Consider the following 24,557-nt stretch of genomic DNA (forward strand, 5'->3'; position numbering starts at 1 on the left):
ACCAGGACCTCGGCGCGTCTTTTCTTGTGCTCGCCGCGGCCTACTGTTCGGTCGGCGCGGCAGGGTCGATCTCCGCGAACGATCCGACCCACTTGTGCGGTGGGCGTGGGGGATTCGGCTCGCCTGGGCGGTGGATGCCGACGACGTGCCAACCGGCGGTGACGGCCGCATCGAGTTCGTCCGGGTGATCGGACAGGAACAGGGTTTCGCGCGGCGCGACCGCGATGCGAGCGGTGATGGTTTCGTAGGAGGTGGGTTCGCGTTTGGGGCCGGCGTTCACCAGGTCGAAATGGTCGGTGACCAGGGATGACAGGTCGCCCTGTTCGGCGTAGGTGAACCAGTCTCGTTGGTTGCGTTCCGAACCCGAGGAGTAGATGTAGAGGGTGTGCCCCGCTGCGTGCCAGGCGCGCAGGGCGGGGACGACGTCGTCGAAGAAGCGGCCGTGCAGATCGCCCGCGCGGAAACCCTCGGCGCAGATGGCGCCCTGGGCGGCTTTCAGCGGCTCGGCCTTCACATCGGAATGCAGCCAGCCGGTGAGGATTTCGGCGATCCGTGCGGTATCGGCGGTCGGCTCGCCGGACAGTTCGCGGGTCGCGGCGATCACGGATCCGGCTGCGCCGGTGGCGTTCTCGGCCAGCCAGGTGGGCAGATGCTGCTCGGTGTAGCCGTACAGGTCGGTGCGCACCGAATCGGTAGGGCTGGTGGTGCCCTCGATATCGAGGACGATCGCGCGGATCACGCGAGCAGCTCGTCCAGGGTGGGGAAGCCGGCGCTGATCTTGTCGCCGGTGAAATCGCCGACCCAGCCGTCGGCCTCCTCGAAGAAGCGGATGGCGACGAAATCGGGGCGGGGGCCCATATCGAACCAGTGCAGGGTGCCCGCGGGCACCGACAGCAGATCGCCCGCCTCGCACACCGTTGCCAGCACCGCGTCGTCGATGTGCAGGTAGAAGCAGCCGCGACCGGCGACGAAGAAACGCACCTCGTCCTCGGCGTGCCGGTGCTCGTCGAGGAACTTGGTGCGCGCACCGGCCGCCGTGGCGGGCCAGTCGGGGTTGTCGTCGTCGGGGTGGATGCGGGCGATATCGATGTGCTCGTAGCGACCCGAGGCGTTCAGTTCGGCGATCCGCGGCGCGTAATGGGCGAGCAGTGTGTCGGAGTCGGTGGTCGCGGCGTCGGGGAACACCTCCCAGCGGGAGAAGGCGATGCCGTGCTTCGACAGCTCGGCACCGATCTCGGCGGTGTCGGTGGTACGCACCCGGACATCGGCGGCATTGTCGGCCGCCATCACTTGTAGCAGGGTCATCTCGGTCCGATCTCGAAAGGAGTGGCGTCGGTACGTCCGGTGCGGGCGATCAACTCGCACAGTGCTTCCAGACATTCGGCGCGATCACGCGCCTGGGCAAGAGTGTCACCCCAGGCGGTGATGCCGTGCCCGGTGATGAACAGAATCGGTGCGGCACCGGGATTTTCGCGCAGGTAGTACTCGATGTCGGCGCCGATGCGCGCGACCTCGGGCCAGTTCGCGAACACCGGAACGTCCACGGTCGACGGATCGTCGAGCCCGAAACCCTTGATGAGTTCGTAGCCGCTGACCCGCACGGTGTCACCCGGCTGGGCGGTGGTCGCCAGTGCCGTGGCGAACGGTGAGTGCACGTGCACGACGGCACCGGCATCGCGCGTGCGGTAGACGGCGGTGTGAATGCTGGTCTCGGCGGAGGGTTTTCGGTCCTGACCCGGGTACGCGGTGGTGTCGGCGACGCGCACGCGCACCGCATCGTGCTCGGTCAGCTCGCCCTTCGACAAACCGCTGGCGGTGATCAGCGCATCGTCGCTCCCGGATCGCACCGAGATGTTGCCTGCCGTACCGGGCATCCAGCCGCGCTCGTAGAGCTGACGAGCGACGGCGGCGAGCGCGCGGCCTTCCACACCTGCATCGACCGCGGGCACAGAAGGGGCCCGACCGGCTACGTCGATCGCGGCGGCCGCGGGAATCGCCGGACTGCCCGCATGCGGCATCGCGACGGGCGTGCGAATTGCCGGACCGCCTGCCTGCGGTGTCGCGGCGGCCGTCGAGCTCGCGACGCGGCCGTTCGCGTCGAAGGTGTCCGCGTTGCGATAGATCGCCCCGTTCTCGGTGACCACCGCGGTGACCAGGTCGGCCGGTGTCACATCGAATGCCGGGTTGAAGACGGCGGTGCCGACCGGTGCGGCATCGACCCCACCGAACCCGGTGACCTCCGCGGCTGCCCGCTGTTCGACGACGATCTGCGCCCCGGTCGCCATCGTGGTGTCGCGGGTGGATTCCGGGGCCACGACGATGAACGGAATGCCGTGGTGTCGCGCGGCCAGCGCCAGGCCGAAGGTGCCGATCTTGTTCGCGACATCGCCGTTGGCCGTGATCCGGTCGGCGCCAACGAGCACGGCGTCCACCTGCCCCGTCGCCATCGCCCACGCGGCGGCGGAATCGATGGTGAGCCGGTGCGGAATGCCCGCCTCGGCCAGTTCCCACGCGGTGAGCCGCGCACCCTGCAGCAGCGGCCGGGTCTCGTCCACGATCACATCGGTGACCACACCCCGTTCGTGCAGCACCCTCAGCGCGCCGATGGCCGTACCGACGGCGCTGGTGGCCAGGCGGCCGGTGTTGCAGTGCGTGAGCAAGCGCAGCGGCCGGTCACCACAGAGCTGTTGCACCAGGTCGGCGGCGTGGGTGGCGGCGGCCAGGTTGACCCGGCCGTCCTCGGCGAGCATGTCGAGGGTTTCGGCCAGCACGGCGTCGGCACCCTCGGCGATCCGCGCCCGCACCCGCTCGACCGCCCACGCCAGGTTGACGGCGGTAGGCCGAGCCGCCGCGATCCGATCCGCCTCGGCTTCCACCGCCGCCACGTCGACCGCTCCGCCGCCCGAAAGGCCGGCCCGCACCGCTTCGCGCGAGACGGCCGCGCTGCGCTTTCCCACCTGCTCAGCGGCGCCGCAGCCATGTTCGTCGTCCGCCCGTATCGCGACGTCGGAAGGCTCATCTGCCAGCGTGCCTGCTGCGGAATGCACAGCGTCCGTCCGCGTCGCGGTTTCGGAATGTTCGGCGACGGCCTGGGTGGCGGCGTCGACGACCTTCGTGTGAGCGCGGGTTGCGATGACCACCCCGAACGCCCCCGCGATCCCGATAGCGGGCGCACCACGGATGGCGAGTGTAGTGATGGCGTCGATCACCTGATCGACGGTCGTCAACCGCAGCTCACGCACCTCGTGCGGCAGCCCGCGCTGGTCGATGGTGACGAGCGCACCGTCGTCCCAGGTCAGGGAACTGTCGTCCATCGGGGTGTCCTCACTGCGAGACTGTCTTTCCGCCGGTAGACGATATCCGACCAGGCCGACCCGCCGGGACCCGATCCCGACCTGGACAGACGCGTGACCAGCTCGGCGGAGCGCATGCCCGGGGCGCTACTCGGCAACGAACTCGGCCTCGCGTTCGACCGCATCGATGGTGGCCTGCGGAACCTGGATCGGGCCGGGTGTGTAGGTGATCGCGCGGAGGGGGCCGGTGTAGCGGAAGGGGCCGCGGCGTTCGCGTAGGTCCCAGGACACCGGGCCGCGGGCGTCGATGCCGACGGAGATGCCGGTCCACGGTGCCATGCCGACGAGCTGGACCTGGTCGGTGAGTTCGGCGAGTGGGGTGCCGTCGGCTTCGACGACGAAGTCCCAGCGCAGGTGGGGACGCACGGCGGCGCGGACGGTGACAGTGCGGGTGCCGACGGGCAGTGGTGTGCCCACCGACGCGTAGCGGCCGTAACTGTTCACGCCGAGCACCACCTCGCCGTGCTCGATGTAGAGCAGGTAGCCGCCGAGCGGGTCACCGTGGGCGACGAGTACGCCTTCGTCGCCGCCCCGGTAACCGGTGGGCACGGATCGGTCACCGGTTCGCGAGGGGGAGGTGGCTGCGCCCAGTTCGGCGGTGATGGTGAAGTCGCGGTAGGCGATCAGCCGTTGTGACCGGTAGCGCTCGAGGGTCGGGGTGCCGGGGAGCAGGCGTACCGGGTCGGCCAGGCGGGCCTCCTCCGGGCGCCTGCGGAACAGGTCGGCGCGGGTGAGGAGCGGGAAAACCGTATTGGCCCAAGCTGATTCGTCCCAGGCGGCGGCGAGTTCGGCGGCCTTGTCCGGATACTGTGCGGAAAGGTCGTGCAGCTCGGTGGGGTCGGCGCGCACATCGAAGAGCTGCCAGTCGGGTGCGTCGAGGTCGGCGCCCGCTTCGTGGAGCGAGAGCAGTTTCCATCCGTCACGATAGAAGCCGCGATGACCGGTCATCTCCGAATACTGCTCGGTGTGCAGGGTCGGTGCGGAGGCGTCACGGAGCAGGGCGGCGGCGGATACGCCGTCGAAGTCCTTGGCCGGTAGGCCGTGACGGACCGACGGCCGGTCCAGCCCGGCGAATTCCAGCAGGGTCGGCGCCAGGTCGGTGACATAGGCGTACTCGTGCCGGATACCGGTGTCGTTGTCCTTGCGCGGCAAGCCTTTCGGCCACGACACGATCAGCGGCACCCGGACCCCGCCGGCGAAGGTCTGCCCCTTGTAGAAGCGGAACGGCGTGTTCGACGCCTGCCCCCAGCCACGCGGGTAGTGCACCCCGAGCTTGGCGGTACCGATCAGTTCCTCGTCGTGGGGCACGTCGCCCACCCAGTCGGGGTCGTCGATGTGGGCGAACTCGGCGAAATAGGAGCGGGTGCCCTCCGGCCCGCCCTCGGCGGTGCCGCCGTTGTCGGAGGTGAACACGATGACCGTGTTGTCGAGCTCGCCCAGTTCCTCGAGCAGGTCGACGATGCGGCCCAGACTCTGGTCGATGCTGTCGACCATGCCCGCGTACACCTCCATGTACCGGGCGTACCGCCGCTGCTCGGCAGCCGTCAGCGAATCCCATTCCGCTGCTTCGTATCCCGGCTCGGTATTGCGTGGCTTCTGCTGGGTGCCCGGCGGGAAGAGGCCCTGTGCCAGCTGCTCGGCGAAGCGTTTCCGGCGCAATTCGTCCCAGCCCTCGTCGTACCGTCCGCGGTACTTGGCCTGGTCCTGCGCCTTCGCCTGCAACGGTCCGTGCATGGCGACGTGCGCGAAATACAGGAAGAACGGTTTCGTCGCGTCGTGCGCGCGCAGGTCCTTGATGTAGGACAGTGCCTTGTCGGTGAGGTCGTCGGTGAGGTAGTAGCCGGGCGGATACTCCTCGACGTCGACGACGGAACTGTCGGAAACCAGTTGGTTCGGGTAGTAGAAGGAATTGAGGCCTTCCAGCGATCCGTAGTACCGGTCGAATCCGCGCTGCGTCGGCCATGAATTCCGGTGCGCCGCCGGATTCATCGTGGCATCACGCACCAGATGCCATTTGCCCACCGCGTAGGTGGCATAACCGTTGTCCCGCAATATCTCTGGCAGGGTGAGCACGTCGTCGGCCAGTTCCAGGCGCAGCCCGGGATACCCGGGATCGGCGTTGGCGACGAATCCGAAGCCCGCGCGGTGTGGATTGATACCGGTGAGCAACGCCGCGCGCGACGGGGAGCACAGCGGGGTGGTGTGGTAATTCGACAGTCGCACACCCGTCGCGGCGAGCCGATCCAGTGTGGGCGTGGCGATCTCGGAACCGTACGGACCGATATCGCTGTAACCCATATCGTCCACGAGGACGACGACGATATTCGGCGCACCGGCGGGCGCCGTGGCAGGCGAGGTCCAATCCGGCGTGGAATCGGCGGAGGTACGTCCGATCGAGCCTGCGAAAGATTCGTAACCGCGTGCGTGGGGTGGAACTGGCATTCCCGCAGTGAACTGGACGAAATGGCTGGTCACCAGGGTTAGATGCAGCCTGCGCGGAATCGGTGACCGGTGTCGCGCACATTGTTAGCGTCGCTGTCGTGTCAACGAACAATGCATCGCGTGGCGGTATCCATCGCCGAAATTTCCTGCGCACCAGCGGTATCGCTGCCGCGGCCATCTTCGGTGGGGCGGCCCTCGCGGCGTGCACCTCCGCGGTCTCGGAGCAGAAGGCAGGCGGCGACGACGCGACGCCGGTGCGCGGTGGCACCTTGAAGGTCGGCATCCGTGAGGACCTGGTGCCCGCCAACCTGCTCACCAATACCGCCGCCACCCCGGTGCTCGTCGGCCTGGTCTACGAATCGCTGATCCGCTACCCGAACGATTCACTCGAACCACAGCCGCTGCTGGCCAAGGCCTGGCAGCTCGCCGCCGACGGCCGATCGGTGAGTCTGGATCTGCGCGACGACGTGAAATTCCACAGCGGGCGCGTATTCACCCCCAAGGATGTGGAGTTCTCGATCCGCACCTACGCCGACCCGAAATGGTCGGCGCAGTTGCGGTCCACCGCCGCCGCGGTGACCGAATTCGATATCGTCTCGCCCACCCGGATCGTCCTGCGTTTCGCCCATCCGGTGAGCAATATCTTCGATCTGCTCGATACGGTGCCCATTCTCGACAGCGAAACCGCCGACAAACTCGGCACCGGTGAAACCTATATCGGCACCGGGCCGTTCACCTTCGTGCAGCGAATTCCGAATTCGCAGCTGATCTTCGCGAAGAACACCGGGTACTGGCTCCCGGATCGTCCCTACCTCGACCGGGTGGAGGTCTCGATCGTCCCCGATCCGCAGGCTCTGCTGAACGCACTCAAGACCGGTCAGGTCGCCGCCGCGCGCGAACTCAGCTTCCGCGACGCCGAAAACCTTTCCAACAGTGGCGGTTTCACCGTGCACAATCTCGAGGGCGCCGAACTGCAGACCTATGTGGGGGTCAATGTCTCCGAGCCCGCGCTGGCGGATGTGCGGGTGCGGCAAGCCATCGCGTACGCGCTGGACCGCGAACGGATCGTCGACGAGGTCTTTCGCGGCGCGGGCTATCCACTGAATGTGCCGTGGCCGAAGAATTCTCCTGCGTTCGACGAGTCGCTCAACACCAGGTACGGCAGAGATGTCGGCAAGGCCAAGGCGCTGCTGGCCCAGGTGACCAAGCCACCGCGCCTGCCGTTGACTTTCGCGCCCGGGTTCGAGGCGACCGCCCAGATCGTGCAGGCCAACCTGGCCGAGGTGGGCATCGAGGTGGATCTCGACCCGATAGACAACGCAGCTTTCGTGAAACAACTGACCGGCCAGCAATTCCGCGGGCTGTGGGTGACCGACCACTCGTGGGCACAGTTCGTGCCGTCGACCCTCACCGTGAGTGCGTACCCGTTCAACGCCCGCCGCAACGCCTCTCGCTACGAGTCGCCCGCCTACACCGCGGCCGCCGATGCCGCATGGCAACTGCCGCAGGGCACAGGGCCCGACGCGGTGCGCGCCTACCGCGCCGTGACGGATCAGCTGCTCGAAGGGCTGTTCCTGATCGAAATCGGTGTGCGTTTCCAGCAGTACTCCACCAGCAACACGGTGCACGGATTCGCCTGGACCAAGCGCCGCGAACCCGTACTCACCGACACGTTCCTGTCATGACGCGCTACCTGCTGCACCGCCTACCCTCGGCGCTGCTCGTCCTGTTCGGCGCGTCGGTGCTGATCTTCCTGCTGCTGCGCCTGGTGCCGGGCGATCCGGCCACCATCCTGGCGGGCAACGACGCGACACCCGAATCCGTCGCGGCCATCCGGCACCAGCTCGGCCTCGACCAGTCGATTCCCGTGCAATACCTGAGCTGGCTTGGTGACCTGGTCACCCTCGACCTCGGCCGGTCCTACCTCATCGGTGGGCAGATCAGCGATCTGGTCGGTCGTGGGCTCACCAACACCCTCGTGCTCACGGTGACCGCGCTGGTGCTCGCCGTGGTGGTGAGCGTGGCGGTATCGCTGGCCTCGGTGCTGTGGCCGAGTCGCTGGCTGAATACCGTGGTCGCGGCGGCGAATACGATCGCCGTCGCGCTGCCGACGTTCGTGGTCGGGCCGCTGCTCGTGCTGCTGTTCGCCGTCGCGATCCCGATCCTGCCCTCGGGTGGGGTGCCGCCGGACGGGTTCATCGCCCGGCCGGATATCGCGGTGCAGTATCTGCTGCTGCCCGCGATCTGCCTCGCACTGCCGGTGGCGGCCGCGCTGACCAGGTTCCTCACCGAGTCCCTGCGGACCGAACTCACCAAACCCTATGTGCTCACGGCACATTCGCTCGGTGTCGACCACCGCGAGATCGTCACGCGCGGAGCGCTGCGCAACGCACTGCCGACCTTGCTCACCGTGCTCGGCCTGCAGACAGGTCAGCTGCTCGGCGGCGCCGTACTGGTGGAGGCGGCGTTCGTGTGGCCGGGGATCGGTCAGCTCATCGAGCAGGGCATCAGCCGCCGCGACTACCCGGTGGTGCAGGTGCTGTTGCTGCTCGCCGTCGCGGTGTTCGTGGTGATTCAGTTGCTCACCGATCTCGCCCATGCGTGGCTGGACCCCCGAGTCCGGATCGGGGGACGATCATGACCGTCGCAACCGCTGAAACCCGCGTCACCACCCGGCGAGCGGCCGCGTTGCGCAGTGGTCAGGGGCTGGCCGGTGTTCTCCTGATCACCGTGATCGCGCTCGCCGGTGTGTTCGCCGGGGTACTGAACCCCTTCGACCCGCTCACGCAGATACCGTCCGCCAACTTGCTCGGTCCGAGCGCGCAGCACTGGCTCGGCACCGACCACCTCAACCGGGACGTGGCCGCGCGCGTGCTGGCCGGAATCCGCATCGACCTGCTCATCGTGGCTCTCGCGGTGCCGCTCGCCGCGGTGATCGGTTCGCTGATCGGGCTCGCCGCCACCGTGCACCCCTTCGCCGATGTCACCGTGCAGCGCCTGTTCGACCTGGTGCTCGCCTTCCCGTCGCTGATCTTCGCGATCGCCCTCGCCGCGATCACCGGGCCGGGCTGGCACGCGGTGGTGATCGTCATCGTGGCCGCCGAGATCCCGATCTTCGGCAGGCAGATCCGCACCGCCGTGCTCGCGGTGCGCGAACAACCCTTCGTCGAGGCCTCCGAGGTGATCGGCGCGGACACCTGGTGGACGCTACGCAAACACGTGCTGCCCAACGCGATCGAACCGCTTGTCGTGCAGTTCGCGCTGTCGCTGTCGGTCGCGGTGTTCCTCGAGGGCGCGATGAGCTTCATCGGGATCGGGGTCCAGCCCCCGAATCCCTCGCTCGGCTCGCTGATCGGCGAATCCATCGGCAACCTCGACGCCAATCCGTGGATGGCGGTCGGGCCGCTGGTCGTCGTCGCCGGGCTGACGCTCGGGTTTCTGTTGATCGCCCAATCACTGGGCAACGCGAGGAGATCGGGATGAGTGCCGAGACGGCCACGCGCGCCGACGGGTCCGGCGGTGTCGTGCTCGACATCACCGATCTGATCGTCGCCTTCGGGGACAAGACCGTGGTGCACGGGGTGAGCTTCCAGGTGCGGCGCGGGGAGGTCGTCGCACTGGTCGGCGAATCCGGGTCGGGGAAGTCGCTCACCGCGCGGGCGGCGCTCGGACTGCTGCCGGTGACCGCGCGGGCGCGAGGGTCGGTCACCCTCGCCTCGACCGAGATCGTCGGAGCCGACGAGGCGACGCTGCGTGGATTACGCGGCACCCGTGCCGCCATGGTGTTCCAGGAGCCCCAGACCGCGCTCAACCCGGTGCAGAAGATCGGCACCCAGCTCGTGCGGGCCCTGCGCGCGCACGGCGTCACCGACAAGGACGCGGCCCGTGCCCGCGCGATCGAACTGCTCACCGCCGTCGACATCCCCGAACCCGCCGAACGCCTCGACTGGTACCCGCATCAGCTCTCCGGCGGGCAGAAGCAGCGGGTGGTGATCGCGCTCGCGCTGTCGGGCGAACCCGACCTGCTCATCGCCGACGAACCGACGACCGCGCTCGACGTCACCGTACAGGCCGAAATCCTCGACCTGCTGCACACGCTGCGCCGCGATCGTGGCACCTCGGTGCTGTTCATCACCCACAACCTCGGCGTGGTCGCCGAGATCGCCGATCGGGTGGTGGTGCTGCGGGCCGGACAGGTGGTCGAACAGCAGCCGGTCTTCGACCTGTTCGCCGCACCGCAGGCCGAGTACACCCGCACGCTGCTCACGTCGGTCCCGCGCTTGCCGGCACGTTCGGCGCGCGGTCGGGCAGCGGTGGCGCCCGAGGTCGGCGACCCCGACGGCGTGCCCGAGGTCCAGCCAGTCGAGACGGTGATCCCGACTCGCGGTGCGAACGAGGCCGACGTCGTCCCGAACGCTTCGAGCACCGAAAGGCCCGACCCGGTGCGGTTCGATGCAGGTGCAGAGGCGGCCGACCTGGTGGGCACTGAGGACGGTACCGCTCCAGCCCATCCTGCGGAGTCCGATGGTGTGGCCAGGGAAGCCGGCCTCGATTCCGATGGTGCGGCGGGTCGCGCGACTCGGGGTCTCGAGCGGGCGCTGCGGAGGGTGGTGGCACGGAAACCGGCGGTCGTCGCCGAGAAGGGCGGGGGCGTACCGGGACCGGAGTACCGCGAGGTGGTGCGGATCGACGAGTTGTCCGTGGTCTATCCCGGTCGGCACGGTGGTGCCGCATTCCCCGCGCTGCACGACATCTCGTTGACGCTGAGTCCGCGCGAGGTACTCGGCATCGTCGGGGAGTCCGGTTCGGGCAAGAGCACGCTGGGCCGGACCGCGCTCGGCCTGGTGCCCGCGACCTCGGGAACGGTGCAGTTGCAGGGTGTCTCCCTAGCCGGGTTGCCGCGTCGGGAACTGCGCGGGTTGCGCCGCCATGTGGCGCTGGTGCATCAGGATGTGAGCGCCTCGCTCGACCCGCGACGCAGCATCGCCGACGCGATCGGTGAACCGCTCCAGGTGCATCGAGTCGCCTCGGGGGCGCTGCTGTACTCGAAAGTGGGCGATCTGCTCGAGTCGGTCCGGTTGCCGAGGGACTACGCCCAGCGCAGGCCCGCGGAGTTGTCCGGTGGGCAGCGTCAGCGCGTGGCATTGGCGCGGGCACTGGCACTGGCGCCTCGGCTGCTGGTGGCCGACGAACCGACCAGTGCGCTCGACGTCTCGGTGCAGGCGCAGGTGCTCGACCTGTTCGCCGATCTGCGCGCCGAATACGGATTCGCGAGCCTGTTCATCAGTCACGACCTGGCCGTGGTGCATCAGGTCGCCGACCGCGTCCTGGTGCTGCGACAGGGCCGGATCGTGGAAACCGGTGCGGCACGCGCGGTGTTCGCGGCACCAGCGCAGGAATACACCCGCCGCCTGCTCGACGCGGTCCCCGCTCCCGATCCGTCGACGGCTCGCAGGGGACGTGACGCGGCCCTGCCGATCGGGGCCTGAACGCGGACGAGCCGCCGGTACCGGTACCGGCGGCTCGTCGACACGCGTGGATCAGTTGCCGGGGCGGCGCGGCTCGCGCCGATCATCCTGGCCTGCTCGCGTCATCCGCTGCGAGTCCTGCTCCTGCCGCTGCTCCTGCTGCTGGCGGGGCATCTGCTTGGGCATCTTTTTCGGCGTTTTCTTCGACTTCTCAGCCATCTCCACACGGTCCTTTCCGAGGGATGAATACTTCGCCTAATTCGGATGTCCGGCGTAATTCCGCCTTTTTCGAGGCGGGGTACGCCTGACTTGCTCAACGATAGGCATCGAGTGGTCGCGGCGGTAGAGTTGAACGATAAATAGCATTCCTACCAGCGGATATTCGGCGTGTCCCGGTATTTTCGGCAGTCACCGACGGTAATTCGGGCGACATTGTTTCAACTCGGGAGCGGGAGGAATTCCACGAGGTCGCCGTCTTCGGCGGATGGTCCCACGATGACCAGTCCGTCGCGGTCGACGAGTCCGCCCAGGTGGGCGGTGCGGATGTTCGGGTCACCGATCCAGCCGCCTTCGGGGGCGTAGCGCGCGGGCGTGATGCGGGTGACGGGGGCGGCGATTTCGGCGGCATTGTGCAGCGGGCCGAGAACGGTGCGTGGCGGCGCCGCCGCGGTGCGGGCCGCGACGATCGCCGGGGTGAGGGCGAGTAGTACGGCGATGGCGGCGAAGGGGTTACCGGGCAGGCCGAGAACCGTTGGGCCGTCGGACAATTCGGCTACGACGGTCGAACCACCGGGGCGCAGTGCGAGTCTCGGGACGACGATGCGGGCACCGGTGCGCGCCAGCGCGGTACGCAACTGGTCGGCGGCGCCGCCACCGGTGGCGCCGACCACGACCAGCAGATCGAGACCGGTTGTGGCGGTGAGCATGTCGTCGAAACTGTGCGCGGTGTCGCGCAGGTGCACCCGGTCGACCACGCGTACACCGCAGCCGGTGAGCAGGTCCGGCAGGACGGGGCCGATCGAGTCGCGGGTCTGCCCGGCCTGCAGCGGGCCGGTGCTGCGGATCTCGTCCCCTGTCATGACTATTCGAGCTCGGACGGGCCCACGGACCGAACCCGTTGTCACCTCCACCGAGGCGGCGGCCGAGCGCAGCGCCGCGGTCACCCGGGTGCCCGCCGGGGCGACCCGATCACCGACCCGCAGGTCCTCGCCGCTGCGCCGCACATCGCCCCGGATCGGTGTGTCGGGCCGCCGTGCCAGATCGTCGCCGGTGACCACGGCGAACTCGTCACGCAGCACGGAGGTGGTTCCGTCGGGCACGTGCGCACCGGTCGCGATCCGCACCGCCTCGCCGGGCAACAGCCCGAGTGGCCTTGCGCCACCGGCGAATCCGATATCGCGGCGCAGCCGCCACGGGCCGTCACCGCATACGGCGTAGCCGTCCATGGCCGAGACGTCGAAGCGCGGCAGCGCGCCCGCCGCGAGCACCGGTTCGGCCAGGGCGGCGCCGGGTACGTCGGCGAAAGCGGCGTCGTAGGCGATCAACGGGGTGAGTGTGCCGGCGATCCGATTCCTGGCTTCGGTGAGGTCGAGGCGGGCGTCGTTGTCGACGGACTCGCGGGCCCGGCGCACCTCCTCCTCGGTGTCGCAGTCGGTGGTGCCCGGCAGTTCGACCAGTGCGGTCTCGGTGGGGATGATCGCCTTCATCGGCTGGTTCACCAGGGCGTCCAGACCTGCCAGCGCCGCCGTGAGCGCGGTGCGCCGCCACACGCCGACCAGGTACTGCGGGCGGCCCGACGCATCGATGGCGAACACCGCTTCGGCGGTGGACTCGGCTGCGCGAAGCAATAATCCACGCACGGTGTCGTGCGTCAGGAACGGCATGTCGGCGGCGAGCACAACGATCCACGGCGCCGACTCCGGCCCCAGCGCGGCCAGCCCGGTGCCGATGGCGGCCACCGGCCCCGACCCCGGCGGGACCTCACGCACCTGCTTGATCCGCGCGTCGAGCTCGGGTCGCGGCGGACCCACCACAACTACCTCACCGCAATCGCGCACCGCCCCGAGCGCTGCCTCGAGCATCGACCGCCCACCGATCACGATCCCGGGCTTGTCGACCCCACCCATCCGGCTGGCCCGCCCGCCCGCCAGCACGATCGCATCGGCATCGGTCATGAGACCAGCGAAGTAGTCGACATGTCGGCCATGCTAATCGCGCCGCCCCGCCGGTTCCGACCCGATCGTCAGAGGCGGGCGGTGCGCAGGTCGATGCGGCCGTCGGTGATGGGGACTCCTTCCTCGGCGAGGAGGCTGAGCTGGCGGGTGGCGAGGTGGGGGGAGGGGCGGCCGGAGGCGGGGACGACGCGGTGCCAGGGGAGATCGGAGGAGTCGGTGCGCATGATCCAGCCGACCGTGCGCGGCGAGGACAGGCCTACGGCGGCGGCGAGGTCACCGTAGGTGGCGACGCGGCCGGGTGGGATGGCGGCGACGAGGGCGCGCACCCGTTCCACCTGGTCGTCGGTCGTCGCGGGCACGGTCTACAGCACCGATGCGATGAGCGCGGCCGTCTCGGCGGGACGGGCCTGCGGGACCATGTGGTCGCAGTCCCAGTCGTGAGCGGTGAAATCGGTGAGCTCGGCGGCCAGCGCACCGCGGAATTCGGGCGTGACATACGGCGGCTGCACCTTCGCGGCCTGGACCAGCACCGTCGGCACGTCGGCGGGCGGCAGCACGAACGGGCGGGCCAGCTGTCCCCAGTACGAGGTGATCGCCGGCTGGAAGGTGCGCCACCGCACCCGGCCGCCCTCGGCGGGCACCAGGTGCTCGGCGAGCTCGCGCTCGAGTTCGGCCGGGTCGACCTCGTCGGGGCCCCACGCGCTCACCTGTTTGTCCGAGCGGGCCTCGTCGACATCGGTGTAATCGGGTGAGGCCAGGTCGGCGGCGGCCACCTGTTCCATCAGCTTCGGGTCGATCCCGATGGCCGGATCCAGCAGCACCAGCGAGCGCACGAGCTCGCGATGGGCGCGCGCCAGATAGATGCCGACCGCGCCACCGAACGAATGCCCGACCACGACGACCGGGCCGTCGGTCTCCGCCCGCACGAGTGCGGCCACATCGGCGGCGAGAGTATCGATATCCCACGGCGGCAGCGAGGTGGAACGACCGTGTCCGCGCAGGTCGGGCGCGATCACCCGGGCCTGCGGCAGATGCCGGGTGGCGAGGGTTTCCCATCGGTTGCCATGGCCGGTGAGGCCGTGCAGGGCGAGGACGACGGGACCGTCGGCAGGGCCGAAACGTTGCACATGAAGCGACGACACGACAGTCATTGTGGCCGGTCGCGCGCTGTCGCGCAGCGTGTCCCCCGATGGGGGTGGGCGGGCGTGTCGGTGGGGTCTGTTGCAATAGCCGATGTGGTGCGATCGGATAGCTCGGTGCGACTCGTGCGCCGGACGACGCGAGCGCCCCGGCCGCGAGCCTGGGGCGCGCCTGTTCGCGCGCTGTTCGCCGAACAAGCCCAACCCGCCCCGCCGCGCCCCGGTTGGCTGCCCTGGCAGGTGCTCGGCGGCCCCGGCACGGGCAAGACCTCGCTGCTGGTCGACCTGGTCGCGGCCCGCATCACCGACGGTGCCGACCCGTCTTCGGTCCTTGTCCTCACCCACACCAAACACGCCGCCGCGGCCCTGCGCGACGCCATCACCCACCGGCTCGGCCCGCACACCGGCATCCCCGGTGCCAGCCGCGAACCCATGGTGCGCACGCTGCACTCCTACGCCTTCTCGGTGCTGCGCCGCCACGCCGAACGGCACGGCAACCCGCCGCCACGTCTGCTCACCGGTGCCGAACAAGACGCGGTCCTGCGCGAGATGCTGCGCGGCGACCTCGAGGACATCGAGCAGGGCGCGCGCGGACTGTGGCCACCGCGCCTACAACCCGCGCTCGCCCTCGGCGGGTTCGCCGAACAACTGCGTGACCTGATGTTGCGCGCCACCGAACGCGGGATCGGCCCCGAGGACCTGATGAAGCTCGGCCGCGAACACGACAACGACGCGTGGGTGGCGGCAGGCCGGTTCCTGCAACGCTACGAAGAGGCGTCGATGCTGCGCTGGTCGGTCGGTGTGGCCGCGCCGGAAGCCACCGCGCCCGCCCTCGACGCCGCCGAACTCGTCGGTGCCGCCCTCGACGCGCTCGCGGGCGACCGCAATCTCCTTGCGGCCGAACGTGATCGGATCCGGTACCTGCTCGTCGACGACGCCCAGCACCTGGATCCGCAAGCCGCGACCCTGGTGCGCGCGATCGGCAGCGGCAGCGCGAGCACTGTTGTCACCGGCGACCCCGACCAGGCCGTGTTCACCTTCCGTGGCGCCGACTCGCGGTTCCTCGTCGACCTCGACACGGTCCCCCAACGCCGAATCATCCTGCGCCACAACCATCGCAGCGGTGCGCCGATCCGCCTGGCCACCGCGCGCATCGCCGCCCGGCTGCCGGGCAGTGCGCGTCATCGGGTGCTGCCGGGGCAGGAGTCGCGCGCTGACCTGAACGAGCCAGAGGCCGAGGTGGAATCGCTCGGCGGGGAGCCGGCAGACGGACCGCCGCCGGACGACGAGACCAGCGTGCGGGTTCGGGTGTTGTCGACGCCCGCCAAGGAAGCCGCGCTGATCGCGGACCATTTGCGACGCGCGCATCTCACCGATGGTGTGCCGTGGTCGGACATGGCCGTGATCGTGCGATCGGTGCCGTTGTCGCTGGCGCCGTTGCGGCGGGCGCTGCTCGCCGCCGGAGTGCCGGTGCGCAGGCCCGCCGTGGCCGAACCGCTGGCGCGCAGGCGTGGCGCGGCGTGGATGGTGCTGGCGCTGCGGGTGCTGCTGGCCGGTGACCGGTCGCGGCCGGGGTCGCGACGGGCCATCGACTCGGTGTTCTCGCCCGAAGACGCCATGGATCTGCTGTCGGGGCCGCTCGGTGGGGCCGATCAGATCGCCCTGCGCAGGTTGCGCCGTGGCATCCGCCGCAGCGTGCTCGACCTCGAACGCACCGGCGCCCTGGCGGGTACACCGCCCGAGGCGGCGGATCAGTTCCTGCTGTGGGACGAACCGCCGCCACCACCGGAACTGCCCGAGCCCGAACCGGATCCGATCGACGACGAGTGGCTGCCCCCGCCGCCGGACCCCGACGACCCGCTGCGCCCGGAGCCCGAACCGGATTGGGATGTCGCCGAACGACTTCCCGACGACATCGACGTCCTCGACGCCGAAACCATGCCACCCGCGCTGGATGTCGTCGCCGCGCCGCCGCGCCCGGAACCGGCCGAGGTGCCGCTGATCGATCAGTCCTCGGCCGAGGTGCTGCGTGACCTCATCGTCGGTATCGGCGAGCCCCGTCTGCTCGACGGTCTCACCGAGGTGGAGGCGGCCCCGCTGCACCGGGTGCTGCGCGCCGTCGACAAGGCCAGGCAGGCCCAAGTACGTGACAAGGGCCTCGAGGACGTGCTCTGGACCCTGTGGACCAGTTCACGACTGGAGCGCCGCTGGTTCCGGCAGTCCCGTCGCGGCGGCGCGGCCGGTATGCAAGCCGACCGCGACCTCGACGCCGCCGTCGAATTGTTCGACGCCGCAGCGGCCTACGTGGACCGGCTGCCCAAGGCGGGCATCGAGGGTTTCGTGGAATATCTGCTGCACCAGCAGATTCCGCAGCAGGGCAGGCCGATGACCGCCGAAACAGAGGCCGTCACGCTGCTCAGCGCACACGCGGCAGCGGGCCGGGAATGGGACGTGGTCGCGGTCGCCGCCGTGCAGGAAGGCATCTGGCCCAACCCGCGTGCGCGCGGCACGTTGCTGCACACCGAGGACCTGGTCGACCTGGTGGCCGGTGTCGACCCGGCGGCGAAGACGAACCGGGCGGCCCCGATTCTCGCCGAAGAACGCAGACTGCTGCTCGTCGCGTGCAGCCGGGCTCGGCGCTCGCTGCTGGTGACAGCTGTCGAATCCGTTGCGGGAGAACAGGATCTGGTGCCGTCTCGGTTCCTCACCGAGCTGCTCGGCGACGACGACACCGGCGAACCGGGCGCCCTGCCCGTCGCCGATCCCGGCCGCGCGCTGGTGATGCACGCGCTGGTCGCCGAATTGCGCGGTGTGGTCTGCGATCCCGGCGCCGACCCGCAGCGCCGCGACCGCGCGGCCCGGCAGCTGGCACGCCTGGCCGATGCCGGTGTGCCGGGTACCGACCCCGACGACTGGTACGGCACCGCGGCGCTGAGCAGCGAACGCGAACTGTGGGACGACGACGATTCACCCATCGGCCTGTCCCCGTCGACCGTCGAACTGCTGCGCACCTGTCCGCTGCGCTGGGCGCTGGAACGTCACGGCGGCACCGACGGCGACAACCCGCACGCCGTGAAGGGCAACCTCGTGCACACCCTGGTGCAGGCACTGGCGGGCAACGTGCCCGAACACCAGGTGCGCGCCGCCCTCGACCAGGCGTGGAAGGCGATCGACCCCGCCACCGGCTGGCACTCCCGCCAGGAACTGCGCCGCACCGAGGCCATGCTCGAGACCTTCCTCGCCTGGGTGCGCACCACCCGTGGCGAACTCACCCAGGCCGGGGTCGAGGTGCCGGTGGACTGCGTGTTGCCGCCGCGCGCCGAAGGCGAACGGCCCGTGCGTATCCGGGGCCGGGTCGACCGGCTCGAACGCGACGCGCAGGGCCGCTTCGTGATCGTCGACGTGAAGACGGGCAAGACCCCGATCAGCGCGAAGACCGTCGCCGACCACGCCCAGCTGGCCACCTACCAGGTCGCCGCCGCCCACGGCGCGCTCGACGAGGAGGACACCGAACCTGGTGAGCCGGGCGGTGCGCGCCTGGTCTACGTCGCCAAACCCCACAACAAGACCGGGGCGACCGAACGCGCCCAGGACCCCCTCGACGCCGAGGGACTCGAGCAGTGGCGAACCACCATTCACGACGCCGCCGCGGCCACCCGCGGCCCCGGCTACCTCGCGGTGCGCAACGACGGGTGCAGGCACTGCCCGGTCGGCGGCAGTTGTCCCGTGCGTGACACCGGACGGCAGGTGACCGACGAGTGAGCGGCGTGCGCGTCACCCCGCAGCGGCTGGCCGACGCGCTCGGCCTGCCGCCACCGACCGACGAACAGGCGGCTGTCATCGCGGCCCCGCCCGGTCCGACGCTGGTGGTCGCGGGCGCGGGTGCGGGTAAGACCGAGACGATGGCCGCGCGTGTGGTGTGGATGGTCGCCAATCAGCTCGTCGCCCCCGACGAGGTGCTCGGTCTCACCTTCACCCGAAAAGCCGCACAGCAGTTGACCTCTCGCATCCGTACCCGGCTCGCCCGCTTGGCTGGCGCACCGCTGGTGCGCGAGATCGATCCCAGCGGTGCGCTGCGCACTGTCATCGCGGGCGCCGAACCGGAGATCAGCACCTACCACTCGTACGCGGGCAGGCTGCTCACCGCGCACGGTCTGCTGCTGCCGGTGGAACCCTCGGCCGCGCTGCTCACCCAGACGCAGCTGTGGCAGCTCGCCCACGAGGTGGTCCGCTCCTGGGACGGCGACCTCGATACCGACCGCACCCCCGTCTCGGTCACCGAGGCGGTGCTCGCGCTGTCCGGGCAGCTCGCCGAGCACCTGGTGGAGCCGGAGGAACTCGCCGAAGCCCACGCCGAGCTGGAAAAACTCGTCTACACCCTGCCCGCCGGACCGCGTCAGCGCGGTGGCCCGAGCCAGAAGCTCCAGGATGTGGTCAACGCCCAGCGCGAGCGTGTCGCGTTGCTTCCGCTGGTCCGTCAGCTCGCCGAGGCACTCGAGCGCCGAGGCGCTCTCGACTTCGGCTCGCAGATGTCCCTGGCTGCCCGCCTGGCCGTCGACCACCCGGAGGTAGCCGCCGCCGAGCGTGCCCGCTTCAAACTGGTCCTGCTCGACGAATACCAGGACACCGGCCACGCCCAACGCGTCCTCCTGTCGGCCCTGTTCGGCAATGCGAAAGCGGTAGAACACAATCGGCGCACCGAGCCGGTACGTGTGCGGGCATCGGCCACGCCCGACCATGCGACGCTGTGGTCGGACGACCCAGCCCACGGTGAAATCGGCCCCGACGGGCGCCGGGCAGCTGGCTCCAGTCGCCACGGTGATGGGGGTGGTGAGCGCCGCGATGGCGTCGCAGGCGAAGGTCGCCCTGGAGAGTCGGATGGTGAGGGTCGCCGTGGTGAGGCGGATGGTGAGGGTTACCGCGGTCAGGCCGATGGTGAGGGTCGCCATGGGGACGGGGGCGGTGGGCGGCGCGGTGGTGCCGGCGGTGGTGAGCGCTACGTTCGTGCAGATGGCGGCGGCGCCGATTCCTCGGACTCCGGCCTGCTGGGTGAAGACGGTACTGGCGGGTCGGGGTGCGGAAGTAGGGGTGGGGAAACAGGTTCCGGCGGGCTTGCGGTGACGGCGGTCGGTGATCCGATGCAATCGATCTACGGGTGGCGTGGTGCCTCGGCGGCGAACCTACCTCGTTTCGCGACGGATTTCCCTGTGCGCGAGGGTGTTCCGGCGCCGATCCTGCCGTTGCTCACCAGTTGGCGGAATCCGCCGGAAGCGCTGGCGCTGGCGAATCTCGTGGCCGACCCGTTGCGGTTGCGGGCGCGCGCGGCCGGGGGTGCGACTGTGGATGCTCTGCGTGCCAAGCCGGATGCGCATGCGGGCACCGTCGAACTGGCGCTCACGGAAACGGTTGCGCAGGAACGTGACTGGATCGCCGAGCGGATCGCCCGCGAGTGGATCCAGGCGCGGGAAGAGGGAGAACCTCCGCCCACATCGGCGGTACTGATCCGGCGCAACGCCGATGCCGCACCGCTGGCCGAAGCCTTGCGCGAACAGGGTCTTCCGGTCGAAATCGTCGGGCTCGGTGGTCTTTTGGCGACCCCCGAGGTGGCCGACATCGTCGCTACCCTGCGGCTGATCGCCGAACCGGGCACCGGAAGCGCGGCGGTGCGCATCCTCACCGGCGCGCGCTGGCGCATCGGTGTCGCCGACCTCGCTGCCCTGGCCAAGCGGGCGCGCATGCTGTCGATCGGCAGCCTGTCCGGCGATGCCTCCACCGCGATCACCGACGCGAGCGGGCTGGCATCGGCCCTGCGCGAGGTCGCCCCCGAACCGACCGAGCGGGCGGGACTTGCCGACGCCATCGCCGACCCCGGTCCGGCGGAGAACTATTCGGAGGCGGGTTACGCGCGCATCATCGCACTCGGCGAGGAATTGGCCGCCCTGCGCGAACGCAGTGGGCAACCACTGGTCGAACTCGTCGCCGATGTCGAGCGGACGATCGGTGTCGGCGTGGAAACCCAGACCCGCCGCGCCATCGCGGGCGGTGGCGCGGGCCGCGAGCACCTGGATGCTTTCGCCGAGGTCGTCGCGGGCTACGCCGCCGATTCGCGTGCCTCGCTCAGCGGCCTGCTCGCCTTCTTCACCGCCGCCGAATCCGTCGAAAACGGTTTGGAGCCGGGCGAAGTGGAGGTCGCCCGCGACCGCGTGCAGGTGCTCACGGTGCACGCGGCCAAGGGCCTCGAATGGGAGGTGGTCGCGGTGCCGCACGTGAGCGCCTCGGTGTTCCCCTCGACCACCGCACTGAGCACCTGGCTCGGCGCCCTCACCGAACTCCCCACCACCCTGCGCGGCGACCGCGCCCAGCCCGACGCCGCCGAAGGCGTCCCGGTCCTCGACCTGAGTGGCGTCGGTGACCGCGCCGAACTCGAACAGGCCATCGCCGAACACCGCGACGCCCTCAAGAGCCGCCGCCTGGACGAAGAGCGCCGCCTGTTCTACGTCGCCCTCACCAGAACCGAACGGGTACTGCTGGTTTCGGCCTACTACTGGCCCGAAACCGGCACTTCGCAGAAGGGGCCGTCGGAGTTCCTGCTCGAACTCAAAGAGGCCAACGACGACCCCGACAACCCCGCCCACGGTGTCGCGACCGTCGCCCGCTGGGACGACAAACCACCGGCCGACGCCGCCAACCCCTTCGCCGACAACCCGCCGACCGCCCAGTGGCCCCGCGACCCCCTCGGCGACCGCCGCGACCCCATCGAACAGGGTGCCACCCTCGTCCGCGAAGCCCTCGACCAGTTACGCAGCACGCCGACCGAATCCGCGCCCGAGGACGACGATCCCGAAGGCTGGGCCAACGACGTCGACGCCCTGCTCGCCGAGTTCACCGCCGCCGAACTCGCCGAACAGCAGGTGGAACTGCCCGGTCAGCTCCCCGCCACCGCACTGGTCGAACTGCGCGCCGACCCCACCCGCCTGGCCGCCCGCCTGCGCCGCCCCCTGCCTTACCCGCCGAATCCGATGGCCCGGCGCGGCACCGCTTTTCACGCCTGGGTGCAGTCCTGGTACAGCACCGACCAGTTGCTCGGCCTCGACGAACTGCCCGGCGCCGCCGACACGGCAGGCCGCGCCGATCAGGAACTCGCCACCATGCAGGCCGCCTTCCGTCGCTCACCCTGGGCGCACCGCAACCCCATCGACGTGGAGGTGCCGTTCGAAACCAGCATCGCGGGCACAGTTATCCGCGGCCGGATGGACGCCGTCTTCGCCGAACCCGGCGGCCGCTGGATCGTCGTCGACTGGAAGACCGGCGCCGAACCCGGCCCCGCCGACGAACCCGCCGTCGCCATGCAGCTCGCCGTGTACCGCCTGGCCTGGGCCCGCCTGATGGCCGCCCGCACCGGCGAATCCGAGGACGCGATCCTCCAACGAGTCGGCGCCGCTTTCCATTACGTGCGCTCCGGCCGCACCATCGCCCCCACCGACCTGGCAGGCCCGGACGAACTGGCCCGCCTCATCCACGACGCCGCCCCGGAAAACAAGGACACCGAACAGCAAGCCCCCCACTGAGCCGATACTCTTCCCGCGAAGCGGAAAACCACGACCGGTGGAGGCGGTGTTCAGCGCCGAACCCGCGGCGCCAGCTAGTCTTCCTCGCGAAGCGAATACGACGGCCGGTGTCGGCGCGTCGCCGCCTCTGGACTGACCGAAGGGTGCGACGAAGGAGTGCCCGTAGGGAGGGAAGAGGCGGCGCTTAGCGCCGACACCCGCGGCGCCAGCCGCCAAAATTACAGGAGCGACGATGTTCGACAAGCGCCGCCCGCTCGGGCTGAGTAGCAGTCCCGACTACGCGCTGGTCGGTTTGTTGCGCATCCCGGTCGAGCAGATCAGTCCCTGGACCTCGCTCACCCGCCGCGTCCTTTTCGCGATCCTGCTGCTGTTCACCGCCGCGGGCGTGGTGTATCTGGGCCGCCACGGCTACCGCGACAACTCCGGTGACGAGTTGTCGTTCCTCGATGCGATGTACTACGCCACGGTGTCGCTGTCGACCACCGGGTACGGCGATATCGCCCCGATCACCCCGTCCGCGCGGCTGGTGAACATCATCGTCATCACACCCCTGCGTGTCCTGTTCCTGATCGTGCTGGTCGGCACCACTCTCAGCGTGCTCACCGAGCGGTCCCGGCAGGCGTTCAAGATTCAGCGATGGAGGCACACCGTGCGCAATCACACCGTTGTCGTCGGTTACGGCACCAAGGGACGCACCGCGATCGATGCCATGCTCGGCGACGGTGTGCAGGCTTCCGACATCGTCGTCGTCGATACCGATCCCATCGCGCTGGAGGCGGCGGCCGGTGCGGGTCTTGTCACCGTGCACGGTTCGGCGACCAAGTCCGATGTGCTGCGCCTGACCGGCGTGCAGCGGGCGTCGTCGGTGATCGTGGCGACCAACCGCGACGACACCGCGGTGCTGGTCACCCTCACCGCCCGCGAACTGAACAAGACCGCAAAGATCTGTGTCGCCATCCGTGAGGCCGAGAACACCCACCTCGTGCGCCAGTCCGGCGCCGACTCGGTGGTGGTGTCGTCGGAGACGGCGGGCCGGTTGCTGGGGATCGCCACGACCACCCCGACGGTCGTGGAGATGATGGAGGATCTGCTCACCCCCGAAGAGGGTTTCGCCGTGGCCGAGCGTGAGGTGGAGCCGAGCGAGGTCGGCGGGTCGCCGCGTCACCTGTCCGACATCGTGCTGGGCGTGGTGCGTGACGGTCAGCTGATCCGCGTCGGTGAGCCCGAGGTCGACGCGCTCGACGCGGGCGACAAGCTGCTCTACATCCGCAACGGCGGCAAATAGCGGCACCGGCTAGGCTCGGCGATGTGTCCTTCCGGCTGAAAGACGTTCCGCTGCTGTCGCGTTCCACCATCGATCGGGCCGAGCACGTGCGGGTCGATCCCGCCGCGCTGCGCGAGGGGTGGGGTAAGGCCCGGGTGCTGCGGGTGGATCCGCGCGGGCGGGTGCGGGTGGACGGCGGCACCGTCGTCCTCGACGCGGCCACCGCGTTCGGTGATTTTCCCGAGGACCGGGCGGTGTTCCTCGGAGTCGCCGAGGGCGCGCACCTGTGGGCGGTGCGGGAGCCGGAACTCGAGGGCACGCTGAAGGATCTGCGCACGCTCGGCGCGGTCGACGACTTCACCGCCGAACTGCTCTCCACGGCCTACGCCCTGCTGAACTGGCACGACCACGCCGGTTTCCACGGCGGTGACGGGACCTCGACCACCCTCGCGCGCGGCGGCTGGTCGCGGTTGACCGGCACCGGCGTCGAGGAGTTCCCTCGCATCGACCCCGCCGTGATCGTCCTGGTCCACGACGGCGCCGACCGTGTACTGCTCGCCCGCCAGCACAGCTGGCCGCCCGCGATGTTCTCGCTGCTCGCCGGCTTCGTCGAAGCGGGTGAGTCGCTGGAACGGTGCGTGGAACGCGAGGTCCGCGAGGAAGTCGGTGTCGATTTGCGCGAGATCCACTACCTGGGCAGCCAGCCATGGCCGTTCCCGCGTTCGCTGATGGTCGGGTTCGCCGCCGTCGGCGATCCCGCGCAGGAACTCGCCTTTTCCGACGGTGAGATCGAAGAAGCGCACTGGTTCACCCGCGACGAGGTCCGTGCCGCCTTGAACCTCGGCGACTGGTCCACCCGCGACACCAACGCGCGCCTCCTCGTCCCCGGTTCCATCTCGATCGCCCGAACGATCATCGAATCCTGGGCGGAGGTCTGAGTTCGAATTGACAGGTCGGGTGCGGTTTTCGACGTGCCCGGCCCTTTTGTCTTGCGCACAGGTAGGTACTGGCTGTGTTTTTGGAGCGCTGGCGCGCTCGAGCGCGGGCCCTGGGGGGGGGGGGGGGGGGGGGGGGGGGGGGGGGGGGGGGGGGGGGGGGGGGGGGGGGGGGGGGGGGGGGGGGGGGGGGGGGGGGGGGGGGGGGGGGGGG

General features: G+C 69.8%; 16 protein-coding genes. 8 read left to right on the forward strand and 8 right to left on the reverse strand.

The genetic code is table 11. The features are described 5' to 3' along the window. Positions 1 to 40 precede the first annotated feature (40 nt). The 4 genes from mtnC to LDL21_RS04845 all read right to left on the reverse strand — a co-directional run bounded on the left by mtnC (position 41) and on the right by LDL21_RS04845 (position 5,795). Positions 41 to 739, reverse strand: a complete 699-nt coding sequence (gene mtnC / locus LDL21_RS04830) for an acireductone synthase (RefSeq protein WP_225278939.1) — start codon at positions 737 to 739, stop codon at positions 41 to 43. Continuing rightward, positions 736 to 1,305 carry a 1,2-dihydroxy-3-keto-5-methylthiopentene dioxygenase gene (locus tag LDL21_RS04835; RefSeq protein WP_225278940.1) on the reverse strand — a complete coding sequence of 190 codons (570 nt, stop codon included), beginning with the start codon at positions 1,303 to 1,305 and terminating at the stop codon, positions 736 to 738. Before LDL21_RS04835 ends, mtnC begins: the two co-directional genes overlap by 4 nt. Beyond that, on the reverse strand, positions 1,302 to 3,314 hold the full coding sequence (mtnA, locus tag LDL21_RS04840) for an S-methyl-5-thioribose-1-phosphate isomerase (protein WP_225278941.1): 2,013 nt from the start codon (positions 3,312 to 3,314) through the stop codon (positions 1,302 to 1,304). The genes LDL21_RS04835 and mtnA overlap by 4 nt, the downstream gene beginning before the upstream one ends. A 126-nt stretch (positions 3,315 to 3,440) precedes the next feature. Continuing rightward, positions 3,441 to 5,795: an arylsulfatase gene (locus LDL21_RS04845; protein ID WP_225278942.1), complete on the reverse strand. Its 2,355-nt coding sequence runs from the start codon at positions 5,793 to 5,795 to the stop codon at positions 3,441 to 3,443. 98 nt (positions 5,796 to 5,893) lie between these two features. Between LDL21_RS04845 and LDL21_RS04850 the strand changes: the two genes are divergently transcribed. The 4 genes from LDL21_RS04850 to LDL21_RS04865 are packed head-to-tail and all read left to right on the forward strand — an operon-like array spanning position 5,894 to position 11,284. Beyond that, a complete protein-coding gene (locus LDL21_RS04850) occupies positions 5,894 to 7,480 on the forward strand; it encodes an ABC transporter substrate-binding protein (protein ID WP_225278943.1) in 1,587 nt (528 codons plus the stop codon). Beyond that, positions 7,477 to 8,436 carry an ABC transporter permease gene (locus tag LDL21_RS04855; RefSeq protein WP_225278944.1) on the forward strand — a complete coding sequence of 320 codons (960 nt, stop codon included), beginning with the start codon at positions 7,477 to 7,479 and terminating at the stop codon, positions 8,434 to 8,436. Before LDL21_RS04850 ends, LDL21_RS04855 begins: the two co-directional genes overlap by 4 nt. Beyond that, positions 8,433 to 9,278: an ABC transporter permease gene (locus LDL21_RS04860; RefSeq protein WP_225278945.1), complete on the forward strand. Its 846-nt coding sequence runs from the start codon at positions 8,433 to 8,435 to the stop codon at positions 9,276 to 9,278. The genes LDL21_RS04855 and LDL21_RS04860 overlap by 4 nt, the downstream gene beginning before the upstream one ends. Next, complete coding sequence (locus tag LDL21_RS04865) at positions 9,275 to 11,284, forward strand: dipeptide ABC transporter ATP-binding protein (RefSeq protein ID WP_225278946.1); 2,010 nt, start codon at positions 9,275 to 9,277, stop codon at positions 11,282 to 11,284. Before LDL21_RS04860 ends, LDL21_RS04865 begins: the two co-directional genes overlap by 4 nt. A gap of 51 nt (positions 11,285 to 11,335) precedes the next feature. On the opposite strand, the gene LDL21_RS04870 is transcribed toward LDL21_RS04865, so the two are convergent. From LDL21_RS04870 to LDL21_RS04885, 4 genes are all read right to left on the reverse strand, one after another. Continuing rightward, a complete protein-coding gene (locus LDL21_RS04870) occupies positions 11,336 to 11,482 on the reverse strand; it encodes a hypothetical protein (protein ID WP_181699610.1) in 147 nt (48 codons plus the stop codon). Positions 11,483 to 11,700: 218 nt separating this feature from the next. Beyond that, entirely contained in the window at positions 11,701 to 13,437 is a 1,737-nt protein-coding gene (locus tag LDL21_RS04875) for an NTP transferase domain-containing protein (RefSeq protein WP_225278947.1), read from the reverse strand. A gap of 68 nt (positions 13,438 to 13,505) precedes the next feature. Further along, positions 13,506 to 13,796 carry an MGMT family protein gene (locus LDL21_RS04880; RefSeq protein ID WP_225278948.1) on the reverse strand — a complete coding sequence of 97 codons (291 nt, stop codon included), beginning with the start codon at positions 13,794 to 13,796 and terminating at the stop codon, positions 13,506 to 13,508. Positions 13,797 to 13,799: 3 nt separating this feature from the next. Continuing rightward, positions 13,800 to 14,588: an alpha/beta fold hydrolase gene (locus tag LDL21_RS04885; protein WP_225278949.1), complete on the reverse strand. Its 789-nt coding sequence runs from the start codon at positions 14,586 to 14,588 to the stop codon at positions 13,800 to 13,802. 114 nt (positions 14,589 to 14,702) lie between these two features. Between LDL21_RS04885 and LDL21_RS04890 the strand changes: the two genes are divergently transcribed. From LDL21_RS04890 to nudC, 4 genes are all read left to right on the forward strand, one after another. Continuing rightward, positions 14,703 to 18,338, forward strand: a complete 3,636-nt coding sequence (locus LDL21_RS04890) for an ATP-dependent helicase (RefSeq protein ID WP_225279237.1) — start codon at positions 14,703 to 14,705, stop codon at positions 18,336 to 18,338. After that, entirely contained in the window at positions 18,335 to 22,144 is a 3,810-nt protein-coding gene (locus tag LDL21_RS04895) for an ATP-dependent helicase (RefSeq protein WP_308017113.1), read from the forward strand. The genes LDL21_RS04890 and LDL21_RS04895 overlap by 4 nt, the downstream gene beginning before the upstream one ends. A 232-nt stretch (positions 22,145 to 22,376) precedes the next feature. Continuing rightward, entirely contained in the window at positions 22,377 to 23,429 is a 1,053-nt protein-coding gene (locus tag LDL21_RS04900) for a potassium channel family protein (RefSeq protein ID WP_067491584.1), read from the forward strand. A 23-nt stretch (positions 23,430 to 23,452) separates the two neighbouring features. Then, complete coding sequence (nudC, locus tag LDL21_RS04905; protein ID WP_181700403.1) at positions 23,453 to 24,346, forward strand: NAD(+) diphosphatase; 894 nt, start codon at positions 23,453 to 23,455, stop codon at positions 24,344 to 24,346. The last annotated feature ends 211 nt before the right edge of the window (positions 24,347 to 24,557 follow it).

It is taken from the genome of Nocardia rosealba (assembly GCF_020216065.1).
Taxonomy (GTDB): Bacteria; Actinomycetota; Actinomycetes; order Mycobacteriales; family Mycobacteriaceae; genus Nocardia; species Nocardia rosealba.

Excerpts from the sequence above, each read along its gene's own strand:
- LDL21_RS04835 (WP_225278940.1), bottom strand. The coding sequence starts at position 1,305 with ATGACCCTGCTACAAGTGATGGCGGCCGACAATGCCGCCGATGTCCGG.
- mtnA (WP_225278941.1), bottom strand. The coding sequence starts at position 3,314 with ATGGACGACAGTTCCCTGACCTGGGACGACGGTGCGCTCGTCACCATC.
- LDL21_RS04845 (WP_225278942.1), bottom strand. The coding sequence starts at position 5,795 with ATGCCAGTTCCACCCCACGCACGCGGTTACGAATCTTTCGCAGGCTCG.
- LDL21_RS04855 (WP_225278944.1), top strand. The coding sequence starts at position 7,477 with ATGACGCGCTACCTGCTGCACCGCCTACCCTCGGCGCTGCTCGTCCTG.
- LDL21_RS04860 (WP_225278945.1), top strand. The coding sequence starts at position 8,433 with ATGACCGTCGCAACCGCTGAAACCCGCGTCACCACCCGGCGAGCGGCC.
- LDL21_RS04865 (WP_225278946.1), top strand. The coding sequence starts at position 9,275 with ATGAGTGCCGAGACGGCCACGCGCGCCGACGGGTCCGGCGGTGTCGTG.
- LDL21_RS04870 (WP_181699610.1), bottom strand. The coding sequence starts at position 11,482 with ATGGCTGAGAAGTCGAAGAAAACGCCGAAAAAGATGCCCAAGCAGATG.
- LDL21_RS04875 (WP_225278947.1), bottom strand. The coding sequence starts at position 13,437 with ATGACCGATGCCGATGCGATCGTGCTGGCGGGCGGGCGGGCCAGCCGG.
- LDL21_RS04885 (WP_225278949.1), bottom strand. The coding sequence starts at position 14,588 with ATGACTGTCGTGTCGTCGCTTCATGTGCAACGTTTCGGCCCTGCCGAC.
- LDL21_RS04900 (WP_067491584.1), top strand. The coding sequence starts at position 22,377 with ATGTTCGACAAGCGCCGCCCGCTCGGGCTGAGTAGCAGTCCCGACTAC.